Source organism: Sphingopyxis fribergensis, assembly GCF_000803645.1.
Classification (GTDB): domain Bacteria; phylum Pseudomonadota; class Alphaproteobacteria; order Sphingomonadales; family Sphingomonadaceae; genus Sphingopyxis; species Sphingopyxis fribergensis.
Genome location: NZ_CP009122.1, coordinates 67,382 through 89,329 on the forward strand (window position 1 = coordinate 67,382; position 21,948 = coordinate 89,329).

Below are 21,948 nucleotides of genomic sequence, written 5' to 3' on the forward strand. Positions count from 1 at the left end.
TCGCGGACGGGCGCCGAAATTGTGGGGGTGAATTTCGGATAGCGATCGCGGCACCGTACGGCTGGATATGACCACCCTTTCGAACGCGCCGACAGATCGAGATCCTCGGGAAAGGCTCCCGGCATGTCCGGGAAATAAAAAGGGGTCGCGAGATGAGAGGGATTGGATATTCCGGGCGTCGGAATGGATCGGGCGCTGGGCGCTTGATGTGCGGCACCTCTCTTTCTGCAATGCTCCTGTTGGCAGTCCCGTCTGCTGCTTTCGCGCAGAATGCTGACAGAAACTGGGACGCCAATGGCACGGCGCTCGGCAATGGCGGCACCGGCACCTGGAACACGACGAACTCGACCTGGACCCCGAATACCGACGGCACCAGCGGCCCATATGTGCCATGGGATAACACGCTGCTCGACAACGCCATTTTCGGCGGCACCGCCGGTACGGTGACGCTGGGTGTGCCGATCACTGTCCACAACATCACGTTCAATACCGCCAATTACACGCTCACCGGGAATACGCTGACCCTCGCCGGTACGACGCCGACCATCACGGTTAACAGCGGCACATCGACCATCAATTCCATTATCACCGGCAACGTCGGCCTGACGAAAGCGGGTACGGGCAATTTGACCCTGGGCGGCGCCAACACCTTCTCGGGCGGCTTGAACGTCAACGCCGGCACATTGACGCTCAATGGGACGAATACATTCACCGGGACGATCAATGTCAACGCCGGCGAACTGGCTGTTGGTACGAACGCATCACTGGGCAATTCAGCCAACGTCGTTAATCTGGCCAATGGCGTGATTTTGCGCTCGACCGGGCTGCTGACAGGCCGTGTCGTCAACGTCTCAAGCGGAATTGCTGACGTGCTCTCTGGCGCGGGCGCGGCTCATTTCACGGGCAGCGGCGGGGTCCGCGCCAGTTCCTGCGGCAGTTGCGGCGTCGTGGTCGAGCTCAGCGACACCACCAACGACTTCACGGGCCAGGCGACGCTGAACTCCAATAACCCAACCGGGCCATCCTTCAGATCGGTGCGAAACGTTGGCCAGACCAGCGCGTTGGGCGCCGGCGGCACGATCGTCATAGAGGGCAGGACGACTACGTCCTACGTCAATTACACGGGGAGCGGAGACAGCTCGAACCGCGATTGGCAGATGACAACTGGGGGCGGATCGCCGACGGTCCTGCTCCGTAACAGCGGCACCGGCACGTTGACGTTGACCGGAAATATCTCGGCGACCGGGGCTTTGACCGCCGGGTTCCACGCAAGCAGCGCCGATTTGCAACTGCTCGGTGTCCTTAGCGGCACGAATAACGGGTTCCGGTTCCTTGCAAGCGGTACCAGTACGATCACGCTCGGTACCGACAACACCTTTACCGCAGGCGCCTCGATCGAAAGCGGCGAAGTCAGGGTCAGCAAGCTGGCGGATGGTGGCGCGAGCTCTTCCCTGGGCGCAGGGACAAGCATCGCGGTAAGTTCCAGCGGCACGCTCAGCTACACCGGCGGCACCGCCAGCAGCAACCGCACGTTGTCTTTTACCAACGGTACCCTCAACAACGACAGCTTGACCGGAGGGCTGACGCTCAGCGGCGCCACATCGCTTGCGGGTAGCATGACGCTGGGCGGCAGTTTCACCGGTGCCGACAACACCATGTCCGGCATCATTTCGGGCACTGGCAACCTGGTCAGTTCGGGTCCGGCGACATGGGTGCTGAGCGGTGCCAACACCCGCACGGGCACGATCACGGTCAACGGGGGCACGCTGCGCGGCACCAATGCCTCGTCCTTCGGCACCGTGAACGGGATCACTGTAAACGGCGGCACGCTGGATACCGGCGGATTTAATCTGGCGACGCCGACGCTTGCCGGCACTGGTGGGACCATCGCGCTTGGCGCGGGAACGCTGAGTGTCACGGCGGCGACGGCCCAGACGTTTGGAGGCAGCATCAGCGGCAGCGGCGGCCTGATGAAGCTCGGCAGTGCGATGCTGACCCTCTCCGGCGCCAACAGTTATACCGGCGCGACCACCATCAACAACGGCACGGTGAGGCTCAACTTCTCGGCGGGTGGCGCGCCGGCGAGCAACATCCTGGCGAGCACTTCGACAGTGAGCATGGCCGGCGGCACGCTCAGCCTGCTGGGGCAGGCGAGCACGGCTAACAGCCAGACGTTCGGCGGCTTGACCATCACCGGCGGTAACAACACGATCAGCGCAACGTCCGGAACGGGCGGCAGCATGGCCGTCAATTTCGGCGCGATCACCCGCAGCAACGGACTCGTCAATTTCGTCCTGCCGGCCAGCGGCAGTTTCACCACCAGCAACCTGTCGATGGGACCCTGGGCGACGGTCAACGGCTCCGACTATGCCGATGTCGTGGGCGGCAATATCGTCGCCTTCACCGGCTATGTGAACAAGGACGATGCCGCCACCTGGGCGAACGGCGACGTCGTTAGCGACGAATCCCTGCCCGCCAACAGCCCTTATACCGGCACGCTCGCAGGCGACGTGGCGCTCGGCGGCATCAAATATACTGCCGCTGCCAACTCGCTGGTCGACCTGGGCGGTCACACGCTGAGCACCGATGGCTCGATCATCGTTGCGCCGACCGTGGGGAACGCCACCCAGACCATCAGCAACGGCAACCTGACGGGGGGCGCCGGCGGCGGCACGCTGGGCGTTCAGCAGAACAGTACCGGAAACGGCAGCTTCACCATTGCTGCGACCGTCGTCGATAATGGCGGCGCGACCGGTTTCGCGAAGGCGGGCGCCGGTCTCGTCACGTTGAGCGGCGCGAACAGCTATACCGGCGCCACCACGATCAGCCAAGGAACGTTGTCGGTCAACACCATCGCGAACGGCGGAGTGGCGAGCGCGATCGGCGCTTCGACCAACGCATCTTCCAATCTGCTGATCCAGGGCGCGACCCTGCAATATACCGGAGCCAATGCCACCAGCGACCGCGGCTTCACGATCGAGACCAACGGACCGGTGGCGGGCAGCACGATCAGCGTTACCCAGGCGGGTTCCAACCTGACGTTCAGCGGCCTCGTCACCAGTCCGGATGGCGCTGGTCTCACCAAGACCGGGGCGGGCACGCTGACGCTCGCCGGGGCGGGCAACGACTATACGGGCGTGACGACCATCAGTGGCGGTACTTTGGCGGCGAGCACCCTCGCCGACGGAGGACTTGTCAGCAGCATCGGCGCCTCGACGTCGGCGTCCTCGAATCTGGTAATGCAAGGCGGCGGCGAGCTGGAATATACCGGGGGCACCACTAGCATCGATCGCGGGTTCACCCTTGGCGCCGGCGGCGGCGCGGTGGACGTGGCTAATTTGTCGACTGTGCTGACGATCGGCGGGATGGTCGTCGGTACTGCCGGGCAGGCGCTGACCAAGAACGGGGCTGGCACGCTGGTGCTTTCGGGTGCCAACAGCGGCTTTAGTGCCGGCGGCTTTGTGAATGCTGGCACCTTGCGCGCTGGCTCGACCCAGGCATTGGGAACTGGCGGCTGGACTGTAGCGAACGGCGCCACGCTGGATCTCGGCAACAACGCCATCACCAGCGGCGGGATTGCCGGCGGCGGGGCCGTGAACCTGGGAACTGCGAGGCTGACGCTCAACGGATCGGGCTTGGACTTTTCCGGTATCGTGACCGGCACCGGCGGCGTGACGGTCAGCGGCGGCGCTCAAACCTTCTCCGGCTGCAGCAACGATTACACCGGTTCCACTATCATTCAGAGCAATGGCACTCTGAACATCGATTGCCTTGCCAATGGCGGACAGCCGAGCGGTGTTGGCGCTTCGGGCAGCGCTTCGACCAATCTGGTCTTCAATACGGGTGCGTTGAATTACACGGGCAGTACGGTGACGACCAATCGCGGTTTCCAGCTTCTGGGAACCGGCGCAATCGGCGTTCAGAACGCAGCGACTACCCTGACCTTCACGGGCGTGGCGACCGGCGCGGGCACATTGCGAAAGGACGGTGCCGGCACCCTGGTCCTCTCGGGTGCCAACACCTTGACCGGTCCTATCAGCATTACTGGTGGCGTGCTTCGCGCCGGCTCGGCAACTGCGCTCTCGCAGAACTTCGTGAGCTTCGGCAATGTCGCCGGCGCCACGCTCGACCTTAACAATTTCAATTCGACATTCACTTATCTGAACGGCGGCGGCACACTCGGCGGAAATATCGTGCTGGGCAGCGCCAACCTCTCGCTTAACTACGGGACCGTCACTGCGCAAAACTACGCGGGCCAGATCAGCGGCACTGGCAGTTTCATCAAGGGTGGCAGCACCAATTTCGTCCAGATCCTCAGTGGCTGCGACAACAGCTATACCGGCGCGACCACAATCAATTCTGGCGCGCTCCAAGTGAGTTGTCTGACGAACGGCGGCACGAACAGTTCGATCGGAAGCTCCGGCAGCGGCGCGAGCAACTTGATCCTCAGCGGTGGCACGCTGCGTTACGTCGGCTCCGGCGGCAGCACCGACCGTCTCTTCACGCTCGGCGCCTCCGCGAACAGCAAGATCGAGGCTAACGGGACCGGCGCGCTCAGCTTCACCAACACCGGCGCGATTGCCTTCTCCAGCCCCGACACGGGTCAGACCATCAGGCTCGGCGGCACGAACACTGGCAACAATAGCTTTGCACTGCAAATCACCGACAACGGCACGGGGCTTACGTCGCTGACGAAGGAAGATAGCGGGACCTGGATCCTGACCAATCAAAACAGCACCTACACCGGCGTGACGACGATCAGCGGCGGCGTGCTGGGGGTCGACAAACTGTCGGACGCTGGATTCGCCAGCAGCATCGGCCAATCGTCCATCGGCGCGTCCAACCTGGTGATCGGCGAAGGCTCGACGCTGCGGTACACGGGCGGCGGCGACAGCACGAACCGGCTGTTCACCCTCGCCAAGGGCGTCAGCTTTATCGAATCCTCCGGCACCGGGGCGATTGCCTTCACCAACACCGGCGCCGTGGCCTATGCCGATCCGGGCCAGGCCCGCGTCGTCGCGCTGGGGGGTACGAACACCGGCAACAACATCATGGGCGCCAGCATCGGCAACAGTGGCGCGGGCGTCACCACGCTGGCGAAGAACGATGCCGGAACATGGTCCCTGACCGGCGACAGCACCTATACCGGTCTGACCAACGTCAATGCCGGGATCCTCTATATCGGCAACGGCGGCACGAGCGGCTCGATCCAGAGCACCACGGCCAACGTCGCGGGTGGCAGCACGCTCGGCTTCAACCGTTCCGATGCGGTGAGCTTCGCCGGCACGATCGCCGGTGCGGGCGCGGTGCAGCAACTGGGGACCGGCACGACCACGCTGACCGGCACCAATAGCTATACCGGCGGCACGACGATCAGCGCGGGGACGCTGCAGCTTGGCAATGGCGGCGCGACCGGCTCGATCGTCGGCAACGTCGCCAACAGCGGCACGCTCGCGTTCAACCGCAACAATGCCTACACATTCGGCGGGGCGATCACCGGCAGCGGCACGATCGCGCAAATCGGCACCGGCACGACCACGCTTACCGCCGCCAACACCGCTGGCGCGACGACGATCAGCGCGGGCGTGCTGAACGTCAACGGGGCCCTCACGACGCAGACCGTCGCGATGACGGGCACCTCGACGCTGAACGTGAACGCAACGACGGGCGCGGCGGCGGGCGGAACTGCGATTTTTACCGGCGATGCGGGCGCCAGCACGATCAATGTCGCGTCAGGCATTACGCTGCGCGCGGCGGGCGACCTTGGCGGCGGCAACGATGTTGTCACCGTGGCGGGAACGCTGAACACCGGTGCGGGTGTCTTCTCGCTCGGCGACGGTAACGATGCTCTGGTGTTCAACGATCCGGGAACCTTCAGCGGCAGCATAGCTGGCGGCACGGGTATTGATGCGCTCCAGATCAACAATGCGTCCTTCCGTGCGCTGAACGGCGCCAACGTCACCGGCTTCGAGACGTTAACCAAAACCTTGGGCGGTATCCTGACGCTGACAGGCGACCATAGCTACGTCAATGGCGTGACCGTCGCCGCCGGCAGGATGGAGATTGGCGATGGAACCGCGACAGGGACGCTCATCGGGGACATCGCGAATAGCGGCACCCTGAGGTTCAACCGCGCGGGCACCTCGACCTACGCAGGCGCAATTTCCGGAACCGGCTTCATCCAACACTTTGGCAGTGGCACGACGATCTTCACCGGCAACAGCAGCTATACGGGCGCGACCGGAATCAACGCCGGCACGCTCCTGATCAATGGCGATCAGTCGGGCGCGACGGGTCTCACCAGCGTCGCCTCGGGCGCGACGCTCGGCGGCACCGGGACGATCGGCGGCAATGTCAACATTCTCAATGGCGGAACGTTGGCAGCGGGTTCGAACGGCGTCGGCGCGCTGACGATCAACGGCAACCTCGCGCTCGGCAACACCTCGCAGCTCAATTTCGAGTTCGGCCAGGCGAACGTGCCGGGCGGACCGCTCAACGACCTCGTCAATGTGGGCGGCGATCTGACGCTGGACGGGGTGGTCAATGTGACGGAGGCGGCGGGGGGCAGCTTTGGTCCCGGCGTCTACCGCATGTTCAACTATGGCGGCGCGTTGACGAACAACGGCCTGACGGTGGGCTCGGTGCCGGCCGGCACGCAGGCGTTCGTGCAGACCGCGCTCGCCAACCAGGTCAACCTCGTCAACACCGCCGGCCTGACGCTGAGCTTCTGGGATGGCGCGGCGGGTCCGAAAAACGACAATTCCATCCAGGGCGGCGACGGCATCTGGCGCGTCGGCGGCGGCGAGAACAACTGGACAGACGAAAATGGCGGGGTGAACGCCGATTATGCCCAGGACAGCTTCGCGATCTTCCAGGGGACGGGTGGCACGGTCACCGTCGATAACACAGGCGGCAGCGTTCAGGCTTCGGGCATGCAATTCACTGCCGATGGCTATGTGATCACGGGCGCACCGCTGACGCTGACCGGCACCCAGGCGTTCATTCGCGTCGGCGATGGAAGCGCGGGCGATGCGGGGCTTACCGCCACGATCGGCGCCGCGCTGGGCGGTGCGGCGCAGCTGGTCAAGACCGACGGCGGCACGCTCGTCCTCTCCGGCACCAGCAGCTACACCGGCGGCACCGCGATCGACGGCGGCACGCTGCGCATTTCGAGCGACGCCAATCTGGGCGATGCAGCAGGCGGCCTCAGCCTCGATGGCGGCACGCTCAACACCACGGCAAGCCTCACCTCGGCCCGGATCATCGACCTTGCCGGAGACGGCACCTTCCTCACCGACACCGGCACGTCGCTGACGCTGAGCGGTGCGATCTCGGGCGCCGGCGCGCTGACCAAGGACGGTGCGGGCTCGCTCGTCCTGACCAACGCCGGCACTTATGCCGGCGGCACGACGATCAGCGCCGGAACTCTCCAGCTCGGCGGCGGCGGCACGACCGGCTCCATCCTGGGCGATGTCGTCAACAACGGCGTGCTGACGTTCAACCGGTCGGATGCGGTTACGTTCACTGGCGCCGTTACCGGCGCGGGCGCCGTCAACCAGATCGGCACCGGAACCACTATTCTAACCGCCGACAACAGCTATACCGGCGGGACGATGATCAGCGCGGGCGTGCTTCAGCTCGGCTCGGGCGGGACCAGCGGCGGCATCATCGGCGACGTGGTCAACAATGCGGCGCTGATCTTCAACCGGTCGAACGCGCTTACGTTCGGTGGACTGATCTCGGGCACCGGCAGTATCGAGCAGGCGGGTAGCGGTACCACCATTCTCACCGGCGCCAACAGCTATGTCGGCCCCACGACGGTGAGCAGCGGCACGCTGTTGATCAACGGCGACCAGAGTGCGGCGACGGGCGCGACCAGCGTCGCTTCGGGCGCGACGCTCGGCGGCATCGGCATCATCGGCGGCGATGTCACCCTGGCGGGCGGCGCGACGCTGGCGCCCAGCGACGCGACCGGCCCGGGCACGCTCACCATCAACGGCAATCTTGCGCTCGCGGGCACCTCACGGCTCGATTACGAGTTCGGCCAGTCGAACGTGATCGGCGGCCCGCTCAACGACCTGACGCAGGTGGGCGGCGATCTCACGCTCGATGGCACGATCGACGTGACTGTCTCGCCGGGCGGCGATTTCGGCCCCGGCCTCTACCGCGTGATCAGCTATGGCGGCGCGCTCAACGATCAGGGCCTCGACCTCGGGACGCTACCCCCGGGCAGCCTGGTCTCGGTACAGACCTCCATCGCGAACCAGATCAATCTGATCAACGCGACCGGCGCGACGCTCAACTTCTGGGACGGCGCGAACCTCGCGAACAAGGGTGACGGCGCGGTCAATGGCGGCGACGGCACCTGGCAGAACAGCAGCGGCAACGACAACTGGACCGAAACCAGCGGCGCGGTGAACGGCGCTTACACCGATGCGAGCTTCGCCATCTTCGCGGCGGCACCGGGCATGGTCGACGTCGACAACAGCCTCGGCGCAGTCACCGCTTCGGGCCTGCAGTTCGCGAGCGACGGCTACACGATCATTGGCCAGGATCTGACCCTCGTGGGGCCGCAATCGACCATCCGCGTCGGTGACGGCACGGCGCTCGGCCTTGGCTATACCGCTACGATCGACGCGGCGCTCATCGGCAATACGCAACTGATCAAGGCCGATCTCGGCACGCTGGTGCTCTCGGGCACCAACATTTACACGGGCGGCACACAGATCGACGCGGGCACGCTACGCATCGCGAGCGACGCCAATCTTGGCGACGCTGCGGGCGCGCTCAGCCTCAATGGCGGTACGCTCAACACCACGGCCGACATCAGTTCGAGCCGTGCGGTCGATTTTCTCGGAGCGGGCACCTTGCTCACCGATGCGGGCACGACGCTGACGCTGAGCGGTGCAATGGCCGGTTCGGGCGGGTTCACCAAGGCCGGAGCCGGCAGCCTTGTCCTAAGCGGCACAAACAGCTTCGGCGGCGGTGTCGACGTGACCGCGGGCAGCCTGTTCGTGAACGGCGACCAGTCGGCAGCGACCGGCGCGACGAGCATCGCCTCCGGCGCGACGCTGGGTGGTTCGGGCATCATCGGCGGCAATGTCACGCTTGCCGATGGAGCGACGCTGGCCGCTGGCACCAACAATGTCGGCACGCTCACAATTAACGGCAATCTCGCGCTGAGTGCGGGCTCAGTGCTCGACTTCGCGTTCGGCGAGGCCAACGTCGCGGGCGGCAGCCGCAACGATCTCGTCAATGTCGGTGGCGATCTCACGCTCGACGGCACGATCAACGTCTCGGTGCCGGCAGGCGGCAGTTTCGGCCCGGGCATCTTCCGCGTGTTCAACTATGGCGGGGCGCTGACAGACAACGGCCTCACCCTCGGCGCGCTGCCGGGCGGCAGCGATGTGTCAGTCCAGACGGCGATCGCGGGGCAGGTCAATCTCGTCAATACCGCTGGCCTGACGCTGAGCTTCTGGGATGGCAACGCCGGCCCCAAGAACGACGGAACCATCAATGGCGGGGACGGCGTGTGGCGCGTAGGCGGCGGCTCCAACAACTGGACCAGTGCCTCGGGCACGCCCAACGCTGACTATATGCAGAACAGCTTTGCGATCTTCTCGGCCGCGCCGGGAACGGTGACCATCGACGATGTCGGCGGCGGCGTTCAGGCTTCGGGCATGCAGTTTGCGAGCGACGGCTATATGATCACCGGCGACGCGTTGACGCTGACGGGCACCCAGGCGATCGTGCAGGTCGGCGACGGGAGTGTCGCCAGCAGCGGCTATACGGCGACCGTCGCCGCCGAGATTACAGGTGGCGCGCAACTGGTCAAAACCGACGCCGGCACGCTCGTGCTGTCAGGGACCAACAGCTATACCGGCGGCACCGCGATCAATGGTGGTCGCATTCGCATATCGAGCGACGCCAATCTCGGCGACGCGGCAGGTGCGCTCAGCTTCGACGGCGGCACGCTTCAGACTACGGCCGATATCTCCTCCAGCCGCGCGGTCACGCTTGCTGGCGGCGGCACGGTTCTGACCGACACGGGTACGACCTTCACTCTTAGCGGCGTCATCCTGGGCGCCGGCGGACTCACCAAGGATGGCTCCGGCACGCTCCTGTTCACCGGCGCCAACGGCTATACCGGTGGCACCACGATTGCGGCGGGCACGTTGCAGCTGGGCAACGGCGGCACGACCGGCAGCCTTACCGGCGATGTCATCAACAACGGCACGCTGGCATTTAACCGGTCGGACAGCCTGACTTTCGCCGGCACCGTCAGCGGAACGGGCGCTGTCAATCAGATCGGCACCGGCACGACCATCCTTACTGCGAACAACAATTATACCGGCGGCACCACGATCAGCGCCGGAACGCTCCAGCTCGGCGGCGGCGGCACGACCGGCTTCATCCTGGGCGATGTGACCAACAACGGCACGCTGGCGTTCAACCGGTCGGATGCGGTCACCTTCGCTGGCGCCGTCACCGGCGCGGGCGCCGTCAACCAGATCGGCACCGGAACCACCATTCTAACCGCCAACAATAGCTATACCGGCGGGACGACCGTGAACGGCGGCACGCTGCTGGTCAATGGCGACCAGTCGGCTGCGACCGGGCTCACCAGCGTCGCCCTGGGCGCGACGCTGGGCGGCACTGGAACGATCGGCGGCGATGTCTTTGTGGCAGACGGCGCCACGCTGGCGCCGGGCGCCGGCGGCGCGGGAGCGCTCACGGTCAACGGCAACCTTGCGCTGTCGGCGGGTGCGTTGTTGGCATACGACTTTGGCGCAGCCAATGCGCCCGGAAATCCGCTTAACGATGTCGTCAACGTCGGGGGCGATCTGACGCTTGACGGCACACTCAATGTTACGGTCACGCCGGGTGGTGCGTTCGATATCGGCCTCTACCGGATTGCCAACTACAATGGCACGCTGACCGATAACGGCCTTGCACTCGGCACGTTGCCGGCGGGCGCCGACGCGTTCGTGCAGACCTCCGTCGCGAACCAGGTCAATCTGATCAACGTCGGCGGCGTCACGCTAAACTTCTGGGATGGCGCGGCGGGACCGAAGTTCAACGGCGCGGTCAACGGCGGGGACGGGATCTGGCAGAACAGTACAGGCAACGACAACTGGGCCGACGCGACCGGCGCGGTCAACGCGGGCTATGACGACGGCGCGTTCGCGATCTTTACCGGCAATGCCGGCACGGTGACGATCGACAACGGGCTTGGCGCGGTCACCGCCTCGGGTCTGCAGTTCGCGGTCGATGGCTACACCGTCGCGGGTGATGCGCTGACGCTGACCGGACCGCAGTCGGTGATTCGTGTCGGCGACGGAACGGCAGCGGGAGCAGGTTACACGGCCACCATCACCAGCGAAATCGCGGGCGGAACCCAACTGGTCAAGACCGACGCCGGTACGCTCGTGCTGACCGGCGTCAACAGCTACACTGGCGGCACTGCGATCAATGGCGGAACGGTGCGGATCGCAAGCGACGCCAATCTGGGCGCAGCCACTGGCGGCCTGAGCCTCAACGGCGGCACCCTCAACGCCACTGCGGACCTGACCTCCGCACGCGCGGTTGAGCTTGCTGGTAGCGGGACGTTCCTCACCGACCCAGGCACGGCGCTGACCCTCAGCGGCGCTCTTACCGGCGCAGGCAGTCTGGTTAAGACCGGCAGTGGCACGCTGACGCTTTCCGGAACCGGCGGCTACACCGGCGCGACCAATGTCAACGCCGGCACGCTGCTTGTGAACGGCGACTATACGGGTGCGACCGGCCTGACCAGCGTTGCCTCGGGAGCGAGCCTCGGCGGTACGGGCATGATCGGCGGCGATGTGAGCCTTGCCGATGGTGCGACACTGACTCCCGGCGCCAGCGGTGCCGGTACGCTCACGATCGCCGGAGATCTGTCGCTCGCGGCGGGAACGACGCTGGCGTACGAGTTCGGCGCCGCCAATGTTGCCGGCGGCGCGCTCAACGATCTTGTCAATGTCGGCGGCAACCTGGTGCTCGACGGCACGATCAACGTAACAGTTCCCGCCGGCGGTGCCTTCGATGTAGGCGTCTACCGCGTGTTCAATTATGGCGGCGCGCTTACCGACAACGGCCTGACGCTGGGGTCGCTGCCCGTCGGCAGCGACGTCGATGTCCAGACCTCGATCGCCGGACAGGTGAATCTGGTCAACAGCGCCGGTCTGACACTCAACTTCTGGGACGGGGCCGGGCCAAAGAACAATGGCGCGATCAATGGCGGCACCGGCACCTGGCAAAACAGCGCTGGCAACGACAACTGGACCAACATCAACGGCACGGTGAATGCGGCATATAGCGACGGCGCGTTCGCGGTGTTCGGCGGCACCGGCGGCACGGTCACGGTCGACAACGGTCTCGGCCAGGTGACCGCGGCCGGCATGCAGTTTGCCGCGAATGGCTACACGATCAGCGGGGGTGAGATCGCGCTGACCGGTCCGCAATCGACCATCCGGGTCGGCGACGGCAGCACGGCCGGCGCTGGGTTCACCGCGACGATCAACGGTCCGCTCTCGGGCGACACGCAGTTGGTCAAGACCGATGCCGGCACGCTCGTCCTCGGCGGCACCAACAGCTACACTGGCGGCACGCTGATCCATGGCGGCACCGTGCAGATCGCGGCGGATGCCAATCTTGGCGCCGCGTCGGGCGCCGTGACGTTCGACGGCGGTAGGCTTTCGACCAGCGCCGATGTGACCAGCACGCGCGACATCATGATGACCGGTGCCGGCACGATCTCGGCCGCGAGCGGTACGACATTCACATTCAACGGCCTGCTCTCGGGCACCGGCGCGCTGACCAACGCAGGAGCCGGCACGTTTCTGCTGACCGGCGACAGCTCCGGCTTTGCGGGAAGCACCAGGGTCGAAGGAACGATGATCGTCAACGGCAGTCTGTGCGGCGACGTCGATGTGGTGGCCGGCGGCCGCCTCGGTGGCACTGGCACCATCTGCACCACCGTGAATTCAGGCACGATCGCTCCCGGCGAGTCGATCGGCACGCTCACCGTCGCCGGTACCTACACCGGCAACAATGGCGTGATCGAGATCGAAGCCGAACTCGGTGGCGACGCCTCGCCGACTGACCGGCTCGTCGTCACCAACGGCACGGCCGGCTCGACGGAAGTGGTCGTCATCAACCGGGGCGGCCTTGGCGCACAGACCAACGAGGGCATCAAGATCGTTGACGTCACCGGCGGTGCGTCGAACGGTATGTTCACCTTGCGTGGCGACTATATTTTCGACGGTAGTCCGGCGGTGATCGCCGGCGCCTACGGCTATCGTCTGTACCAGGGCGGCGTTTCGACGCCCACCGACGGCGACTGGTATTTGCGTTCGGCGCTGCTCAATGGCTCGAACGAGCCGCAGGGTCCGCTCTATCAGCCGGGCGTGCCGCTTTATGAAAATTACGGTCAGGTTCTGGCGTCGCTCAACTCCCTCCCGACGCTCCAGGAACGTGTCGGCAATCGCCAGTGGGCTCGCTCGGCCGACGGCGCCAGCACCGGCATCTGGGGCCGCATGGAAAGTACGCGGGCCCGGCCCGAGGCCCGGGTGTCGACCGCCGGCACCGATGCCAATATCGACAGCTGGAAGCTGCAGGTCGGCGCCGACCGGACGCTTAGTGAAAGCGACGAGGGCGCGCTCGTCGCCGGCATCACGGGCCATTATGGCGAGTCCAATGCATCGGTCCGTTCGATGTTTGGTGATGGCACGATCAAGGCCAAGGCCTATGGCGCCGGAGCAACGCTGACCTGGTATAGCCAGGGGGGCTTCTATGCCGACGGCCAGGCCCAGTTCGCCTGGTTCGATGGGCGGCTGACCTCGTCGGTTCTCGGAACGCTGGTCGACGGCAACGGCGGCACGGGCAAGGCCTTCAGCCTCGAGCTCGGTAAGCGCGCCGCCGTCGGCGGTGGGCTCACGGTTACGCCGCAAGTCCAGATGAGCTATCAGGATGCCGATTTCGACAGCTTCGCCGACCCATCCGAGGCCATCGTCTCCTCGGCGAAGGGCGACAGCCTGAAGACGCGCTGGGGCATCTCGCTCGATCATCAGCAAGCGTGGGAGTCGAACGGCGCATCGCGCCGGAGCCACCTCTATGGTCTGATCAACGTGAGCTACGAATGGCTCGACGGTACCGAGGCAAATGTGTCGGGAACTGCCATTCGCAACGCGAACGACCGGCTGCGGGGCGAGATTGCCTTGGGTGGAAGCCTCGGTCTGGGTGATCGTGTGACCATCTACAGCCAGGCGTCGGCGAGCTCGCCCTTCCGCGATTTCGGCGACGATTACAGCATCAAGGGCGTCGCCGGCGTGCGGGTCGCCTTTTGAGGCTTCGGATTTATGGGATCACATAGGAGAAAATGATGGCCAGCGCAGCGCAAAGCGCGACCTTGCCCCTGTTCTACAAAGACCTGACGCCGATCAACATTCGCGATCACGGTAGCTGGCGGAGCCGCACGACCGACAAGGCGAGCTGGCTCGCCGCGCAGCATGTCGTGCCGCTCACGGTCGAAGAGTTCGCCGAGGCGCAGCGTCATTATCCAATCATCTTTTCGATGGGCGAGAATCCCGTCCCGCTCGCGTTGATGGGCCTCAACGACGGAGTGAACGTGTTTGTCGAAGCGGACGGCAGCCTCGCCGAAGCTGTCTATATCCCCGCCTATGTCCGGCGTTATCCGTTCATGCTGGCCCGCATATCGCCCGAGAGCAGCGATCTCTCGCTCTGCTTCGATGCGACGACCGATCTGGTGGGCGACTTTGCCGATGGTACCGCCCTGTTCGATGGCGACGCTCCCAGCGAAGCCTGTCGCTCGACGCTGCAATTTTGCGAGCAATTCGAGATCGCCGGCCAGAAGACCAGCGCCTTCGTGGCCGAGCTCGTCGAGCATGGCCTTCTCATGGACGGCGAACTGACGATCCAGCCCGGAAATGGAGGTCCGCCCTTCGTCTATCGCGGATTTCAGATGATCGACGAGGCGAAGTTTCGCGAACTCGATGCCGAGGTGCTTCGCGACTGGAACCGGAACGGCGCGCTGACCCTGGTAATTGCTCATCTCTTTTCGCTGGGCCTGATGAGCAAGGTCTTCAATCGCCAGCAGGCCGCGTCGCGACCTGACGCTGAATTCCAAGGCTCCCCTGCCGGCTCCGCGTCACAATGAATTTGCTGCGACGTCTTGGATGCTTCGTCGGCAAACATGAGCGCTGGCGCGAGCGGGTATGGCGGGAGGGTTCCTTCTACAAGGGCGTGTGCAAGCATTGTCGAACGCCGATGGTCCAGGATGCCCGACGCCGCTGGCATGTCGACCGCGCACGCTGAAATGTCATGTCATGTCCGGACGCTGAAGCGAATTGAGGATCGATGCGCCGGGAAATCATCCTGTCGGCGGCCGCCATTGCCGCCCTGCTGTGGTCGGGAAGAAGCACTGCTCCGCGCGTCCACGACACCTCAGCCGACGATCGGATCATCCTCGTTGATGTCTTCACGTCGGTGGAAGACTGCGCGGCCGCGTCCGGCCTCGGCCATGCGGTCTGCGTGACGGGCGATCGAGCCGCCCGCGCCAAGCACGGCCGGTCCGGTCCGAAATTCAATACGCGGGCGCTTTGCGAGGCGCGCTTCGGGACGGACGGCTGCGTCACCGAGCGCGCCGGATCCGGGCGGGTGATGCCGCGACCTGCCGGTTTTCTGCTGTGCAGCGTCGGGCCGCGCGGTTGCCGGACGCCCATCTATGCTCCGGTCTATCGAACGGTCACTGGCGCGCAGTTCACCGTTACAGGCGAGGGAAATATTCGCCGCCTGTCGGCATATGGCGGACGTTATCGAATCAGCCGGGTGACCGCAAACCGGACCGATATCGGAGCATGACCGGCTGCGTCGCCGTCCGCTCGGCCACCGATATGTGTTGTTCGCGAGGATCAGCGCGTGACCGACGCGATCGAGATGCGATCGCGGCCGAGGCGCTTCGCGCGGTAAAGCAATTCATCCGAAGCGCGCAGCAATTCGGCCGCGTGACTGACAATCGATCCGTCGACGGCATCCCCCTCGATCAAGGCGACGCCGATGCTGATCGTCACCCGCCCGCGATCCGTCGCCGGATGCGGAACCGCGAGGCTGTTGACGGCCTGTCGGCACCGGTCGGCAAGCTCGCCGGCAGTTCGGGGGCTCGCATCGGGAAGGACCAACGCAAACTCTTCGCCCCCGTAGCGGGCGACGGCAGCCGTCCCGCGACTACATTCCTCGAGCGCCGCCGAAACCGCGCGCAGGCATTTGTCGCCCGCGGGGTGACCGAAACGATCATTATAGAGTTTGAAATGGTCGATATCGATGAGCAACACCGCCACGCTTGCGGATTCCGCGCCAGCGCGGCGCAATTCGCGGCGCAATCGCATTTCGAGACCGCGTCGGTTGAGCAATCCCGTCAGATGGTCGCGGGCCGCTATCGAGAGCAGCCGGCGGCGCGACCGCTGAAGCCGCCTTTCGGTGCGAACGCGCCGCGTTATATCGGCGGCGGCAACGCACAGTCCGCCGACATGCCCGTCCTCGACGAGCGGCGCAAAGGAAAGTTGCAGCTGACGACCACGCCAGGCGACGACAAGATCGCGGAGTTGCTCGCCTGCATCCGCCTTGGCGAAACAGGAGCTCAATATCGTATCGGCATCGGCCAGCAGGCTCGCCGCGTAACGACCCGCAAGCGCGCCGGTGGGACATCCTGCAAGCTCGGCCATGCGCTCATTCGCCGCGGTGAACCGGCGCTGCCGGTCGATGACGCAAAGAGCAATCGGAGCTATCGCAAAATAGGCGGGACGTCGGGGTCCGGATGAGCTTGCCGGTGGCTGCCGCGACGTGCCGGTCCCGGCTCCGTGCCGGTTGCCTGCCGTGCGCGCCCACGACCCCAAGGCGAGTTCCATGCTCAACTCCGTCGACTGAACTTGTGGGGGCGCTCTGGCTCCTACACCGGCGGTTGTCATGTTAAGGATTGCAAATTCTGCCCGCTTTCGCTGCTCGCTGTAAAACATTGTTAACCATCACATCTGTCCTCGCATTCTGCGCTCGATTCCCTAAGGTTCCGCTCCGTTGGAGGCAGGGGTGGTGATGCGGGTCGCGATACTGGAAGACGATCTGGCGCAGGCCGGATATGTTACTAAATTCTTGAACGAAGCGGGCCATCGGTGCGAACATTTCGCCGAGGGCCAGGAACTGATCCGCGCGCTGCGCCGCGAGACGTTTGATCTCCTCGTTCTGGACTGGAACGTCCCGGGGGCGTCGGGTTTCGATGTGCTGCAATGGACGAGGATCAATCTCGACGCGCCGCCGCCGGCGCTCATGCTGACGAGCCGCTCGACCGAGGAAGATATTGTCGAAGGTCTCCGGGCCGGCGCCGACGATTTTGTCGTCAAGCCCGTTTCGGCTCCGGTTCTGCTTGCGCGCGTCAATGCCATCGCCCGACGCGTTCACCCCCATTCCGTCAGCGGCACCGAGAGTTTCGGGCCCTATCGCTTCGACACCCGCGCAGAGTGCCTCGAGATCGATGGCGTTCCGGTTAGTCTCACCGCGAAGGAATTCGCCTTGGCGCTGCTCCTGTTCCGCAATACCCACCGCGCCCTTTCGCGCGCCTATATCTTCGAATCCTTGTGGGGCCGCAGCCCCGACCTCCCGACCCGGACGCTCGACGTCCATATCTCGAATGTTCGCACAAAGCTCAACCTCCGCCCGTCGAACGGGTACAAGCTCGTCCCCGTCTACGCATATGGATATCGTCTTGAAGCGCTTGCCTGATCTTCGCCTTCTCGCGGCGCTTATCCTCCTGTGTCTCGCCGCGCCGGCTTCGCCTTTGGCTGCCCAAAACCGCCAGGAACCGGGTGCGGCGGTCGTGCTTTACCGCGTCAAAGCCGGCGACAATCTCTATGAACTCGCCGAGCGTTATCTCACGCGTGTCGAAGATTATGTCGCCGTCCAGCGGCTCAATGCGATCGCCAATCCCCGGCGCCTCAAGCCGGGATCGCTGATCCGCATCCCGCGCTCGCTGCTCCGCCATGAGCCGCTCCGGGCTGTCGTCCAGAGCTATCGTGGAACGGTTTCCGTCCAGCGCGGCAGCGCCCGCCGGCCCGCTGCGATCGGAATGCGGCTTGGTGAAGGCGACATTCTCGAAACGGCCGAAAAATCCTTCGTCAGTCTGCGGCTGCCCGACGATTCGACTGTCGCCATGCCTTCGCGCTCGTCGGTTCGCATCGAACGCTTGCGCAGGACGTTGCTCGGCGGTGCGATCGACAGGCTGTTCTCGATCGTCAAGGGGCGGGCGAGCGCCAATGTAACCCCGATGTCCGATCCCGACAGCCGTTTCGACATGTCGACCCCAATGGCGGTCTCGGCTGTCCGCGGTACGGAGTTTCGCATGTCGTTCGATCCCGACGCCCGGCGCGCGACAACCGAAGTTACCGAAGGCAAGGTCGCCTTCACCGCCGACGCCGGCGGATCGGCCGCTCCGGGTCGTGCGCAGCTCGTGGCCGGTGGTTTCGGCATCGCGACCGATCTCGCAGAACCCGTCGCGCTGCTGCGTGCGCCCGATCTCTTGCGGCCCGGGCGCGTGCAGGATGAAGAAAAACTCCGGTTCGAACTGCGGCCGATCGTCGGCGCGCTACGCTACCACCTTCAGGTTGCGCGCGACGCGGGTTTCCTCGAACTTCTCGATGACGCCGAGACCGTAGCGCCGATCGTCGAACTCGAACCCGTCGCCAACGGGACCTATTTCGTCCGCGTCACCGCCATCGACGCCCGAGGTCTTGAAGGAATGCCCGCGGTTTATGGATTCGAACGGCGTCTCAACCGGATCGAGGCGAGCGTCGAAGACGCGCGGAAAGGGCGTCACCGGAACTATCTGTTCCGATGGCGAACGCCCGACGCACCGAGCGCACAGTATCGCTTCCAGCTTTTCGCCGCATCGCAGGCCGACCCGATCGTCGACGAAGCCGGTCTCACTTCGACATCGTTCGTCGTCGCGGATCTTCCCGACGGCAGTTACCGCTGGCGGGTGATGACGCTTCAGTTTGTCGGCGGCCGTATTTATGATTCCTGGTCTGGCTTCCAGGAGCTGCGGGTCGACACCGAAAAATGACGCTCGGCGGATGAACAAGGAATACAGCCGGACGCGCCTCAAGGTCGAATGGGCGATCATCCTTCTCGCCGCGAGTCTCCTTGTCGGATGGGTGAGCGCCGACCGGTCGCTCCTGCGCATCGACAATCTCATTTACGATCGCTTGTTGCAAGCCAACCGGCCGGCTTCGTCCGACGCGATCATCGTCGTGGCGATCGACGATGAAAGCCTGCGGCGGGTGGGGCGCTGGCCGTGGCCGCGCGAGACCCATGCGGCGCTCCTGGACGCGATCACAGATGCCAAACCCCGCACGATCGGCTACGATATCCTCTTTACCGAAGCGGCCGACGCCGCAGGCGATGCAAGCCTCGGCGACGCGATGCGGCGCGCGGCCAATGTCTATGTGCCGCTTTCCTTCGTCGCCCCCGGGCGAAATGGCGCGCGGTTCGACGTTCAAGAACCGATCGCTCCTGTCAGGCGGGCGGCGGCCGCGATCGGCCACGTTAACCTCAGCTTCGATCCCGACGGCACGGTGCGCCGTTTTTCGCCCAGCTTCGGCGATTCTAGGCAACGCTGGTGGCATCTTGCCGAGCTGGCCCATGGCGGGCTACGGCGCCCACCTCCGGCGGGTTCGGGGGCTGCCGTCCTAATTCCCTTCGCAGGCCCGGCCGGTCACTGGCCGACGATCCCGGCGGCGGCGGTGCTGGCGGGCGAAGTTCCGCCAGAATTTCTTCGCGACAAGATCGTGTTCGTCGGCGCCACAGCGAATGCACTCGGCGCAGGACATCCGATTCCCTCGGGTGGCCGCATGCCGGGTGTCGAGATCCAGGCGCATATCGCAAACGGCCTCATGACCGGGCGAGCCATGCGCGAGGCTGGCCCGGCTGCCATATTCTTCTTCGGAATCATTCCGTTGTGGATGGCGTTCCTCGCCTTCCGCTTCCTCCCTCGCCGCGCCGCCGCCTTAGCCGCCGCCGTCATGATCGGCGCCGTTCTCTTCGCGTCCGCCAGCGCGTTGATTGTCTTCGAATTCTGGCTCCCCCCGGCGGCGGCGCTTGCCGGTCTCGTCTGTAGCTATCCACTATGGGCCTGGCGCCAACTCGCATCGGCCGACAAGTTCATGCGCGCCGAGCTCGATCGGTTCCGGACCGATTCGCGATGGTTGCCCGAGCCGGAACGACGGTTCCCGCCCGGCGGACAGCTCGAATCGACGATCGCAAAGCTGAGGCTCGCCATCTCCAATGCCCGCGAGCTGCGGCATTTCGCTCTCGATCGGCTCGATCAATTGCCCGACGCGATTCTGGTTACAGACCGCGAGGGTCATATCGTCCTTTCGAATGCCGCAGCCGCTTCCCTGTTCGGCTCGCTCGGGGCATCGATCGCCGAAGGCGATGACTGCCTCGCGCTGTTCACCCATTTTCATCTCGATCCCTCGCGCGATCCACTGCCCGTTACCCGCAAGGAAGGGCTGCTGAAGGTCGATTGCGGCGATCTCGACGCGGCAACCGCCGAAGGCCATTATTACTCGGTACGCTTCGCTCCGCAAAGCGCCGCGACCGGCGCACAGGTCGGCTGGCTCATCCGTTTTCTCGACGTCAGCGAAAGCCGCGCGTCGCAGCGTCAGCGCGACGATATCGTCCAGCTCCTGACGCACGACATGCGCTCGCCGCAAGCGTCGATCATGGCGCTGCTCGACACCGCTGCGCCGGATGAGATCGACCCCGGTTTTGCGGCACGGATCAGGCACTATGCCCAGCGAACGCTTGGTCTCGCCGATGGCTTCGTGCAACTCGCGCGAGCGGAATCGCTCGAATATGTCATTGAGGAGATCGATCTCAACGACATTCTCATCGACGCACTCGACGAGCTCTGGCCGCAGATGACCGCGAAGAATATCCGCGCCGAGACGCTCGGGGGCGACGAGCGGATCATCGTGGAGGGAGAGCGATCGCTGCTGACGCGGGCGCTCGTCAACATCATCGACAATGCGATCAAATATAGTCCGGCGGACACTTGCGTGCGCTGCACGCTTCGGCGTGAGCCTGATTCCGGAGCGGGCTGGCTTGCGCGATGCACGATATCTGACGAGGGGCCTGGCCTGCCGGCCGATCACTGCGAAACAATCTTTGCGCGCTTCGCGCGCGGCCCGCTCGGCATCGGACAAAAGGTCGAGGGGGTCGGACTCGGGCTGAGTTTCGTGTACACCGTCATGGTGCGTCACAAGGGCGAGGTGCGTTGCGCGAGCGAGCCCGGCCAAGGAGCGAGTTTTACGCTTACCTTGCCCGCACTGCCCTAGGGGATCAGGGCGAACACCGACGTTTGCAGAGCTTCGCCATCGTCAGATTTCTTTTCCCGGAAGACCTCGCTGCCGTAGGCGCGATAGATTTCCTTGCCCGTCGCGCTGTCGGTCATGGTCACGACGAGACGCCGCGTCCGCTTCGATTTCGAACGTGTCGGTGGCAGAAGCCATTGCAGTTCGACACTCTGATCGAGCGCAAGGCCCGTTTTGGCCGGAGGTTCGGAGAGGCTGACCTGGACGATGAGCGAGGCCTTTTCGTCGGCCGAGAAGCCGCTTGTCTCGAGCTTCGCTGCAAGGGCCGCCTCGACGCGAGACCGTTCAGGCTGTGCCGCAACAAGCCAGTAGCCCCTCGGGTCCGGCATCCTTCCCGCTTCGGCGGCAATAATCGCGGGGTGGCTGGCGCAGGCCGACAGCGCCGCGACGAGGAATAGGAGAAGAGGCCGAAATGTCATGCCTCCTTCCCTACAATCGCGTCGCCGGAAGCCGAAGTGAAAAAAAGCCCCTAATCCAGGAACGGCACTGG

The 21,948-nt window shown here is 64.8% G+C and carries 8 protein-coding genes; 6 read left to right on the plus strand and 2 right to left on the minus strand.

All coding sequences use genetic code 11. The annotated features are described in order from the left end of the window. Window positions 1-230 precede the first annotated feature (230 nt). The 3 genes from SKP52_RS25840 (at window position 231) to SKP52_RS00365 (ending at window position 15,900) form a co-directional block, all read left to right on the plus strand. Window positions 231-14,366, plus strand: coding sequence for an autotransporter-associated beta strand repeat-containing protein (locus SKP52_RS25840; protein WP_052207670.1), 14,136 nt, complete (start codon window positions 231-233; stop codon window positions 14,364-14,366). A gap of 35 nt (window positions 14,367-14,401) precedes the next feature. After that, window positions 14,402-15,196, plus strand: coding sequence for a SapC family protein (locus SKP52_RS00360; RefSeq protein ID WP_039570442.1), 795 nt, complete (start codon window positions 14,402-14,404; stop codon window positions 15,194-15,196). Window positions 15,197-15,396: 200 nt separating this feature from the next. Further along, the gene (locus SKP52_RS00365; protein ID WP_039570445.1) at window positions 15,397-15,900 is read left to right on the plus strand and encodes a DUF1190 domain-containing protein; all 504 of its coding nucleotides are present in this window, start codon (window positions 15,397-15,399) and stop codon (window positions 15,898-15,900) included. A 50-nt stretch (window positions 15,901-15,950) separates the two neighbouring features. Here SKP52_RS00365 and SKP52_RS25060 read toward each other — a convergent pair whose 3' ends face one another. Further along, window positions 15,951-16,943 (minus strand): sensor domain-containing diguanylate cyclase, encoded by a 993-nt coding sequence (locus SKP52_RS25060; protein WP_160292333.1) that lies wholly within the window; start codon window positions 16,941-16,943, stop codon window positions 15,951-15,953. A 184-nt stretch (window positions 16,944-17,127) separates the two neighbouring features. Here SKP52_RS25060 and SKP52_RS00375 point away from each other — a divergent pair, with 184 nt between their 5' ends. From SKP52_RS00375 to SKP52_RS00385, 3 genes are read left to right on the plus strand one after another with little or no spacing between them, the layout of a single operon-like run. Continuing rightward, on the plus strand, window positions 17,128-17,811 hold the full coding sequence (locus SKP52_RS00375; RefSeq protein WP_039579214.1) for a response regulator transcription factor: 684 nt from the start codon (window positions 17,128-17,130) through the stop codon (window positions 17,809-17,811). Then, a complete protein-coding gene (locus tag SKP52_RS00380) occupies window positions 17,795-19,147 on the plus strand; it encodes a FecR family protein (RefSeq protein ID WP_228383764.1) in 1,353 nt (450 codons plus the stop codon). Before SKP52_RS00375 ends, SKP52_RS00380 begins: the two co-directional genes overlap by 17 nt. Window positions 19,148-19,157: 10 nt before the next feature. Beyond that, window positions 19,158-21,422 carry a CHASE2 domain-containing protein gene (locus SKP52_RS00385; RefSeq protein ID WP_039570453.1) on the plus strand — a complete coding sequence of 755 codons (2,265 nt, stop codon included), beginning with the start codon at window positions 19,158-19,160 and terminating at the stop codon, window positions 21,420-21,422. On the opposite strand, the gene SKP52_RS00390 is transcribed toward SKP52_RS00385, so the two are convergent. Continuing rightward, window positions 21,419-21,877 carry a DUF4136 domain-containing protein gene (locus SKP52_RS00390; protein WP_039570456.1) on the minus strand — a complete coding sequence of 153 codons (459 nt, stop codon included), beginning with the start codon at window positions 21,875-21,877 and terminating at the stop codon, window positions 21,419-21,421. The two genes, SKP52_RS00385 and SKP52_RS00390, sit on opposite strands and share 4 nt — an antisense overlap. Window positions 21,878-21,948 lie beyond the last annotated feature (71 nt).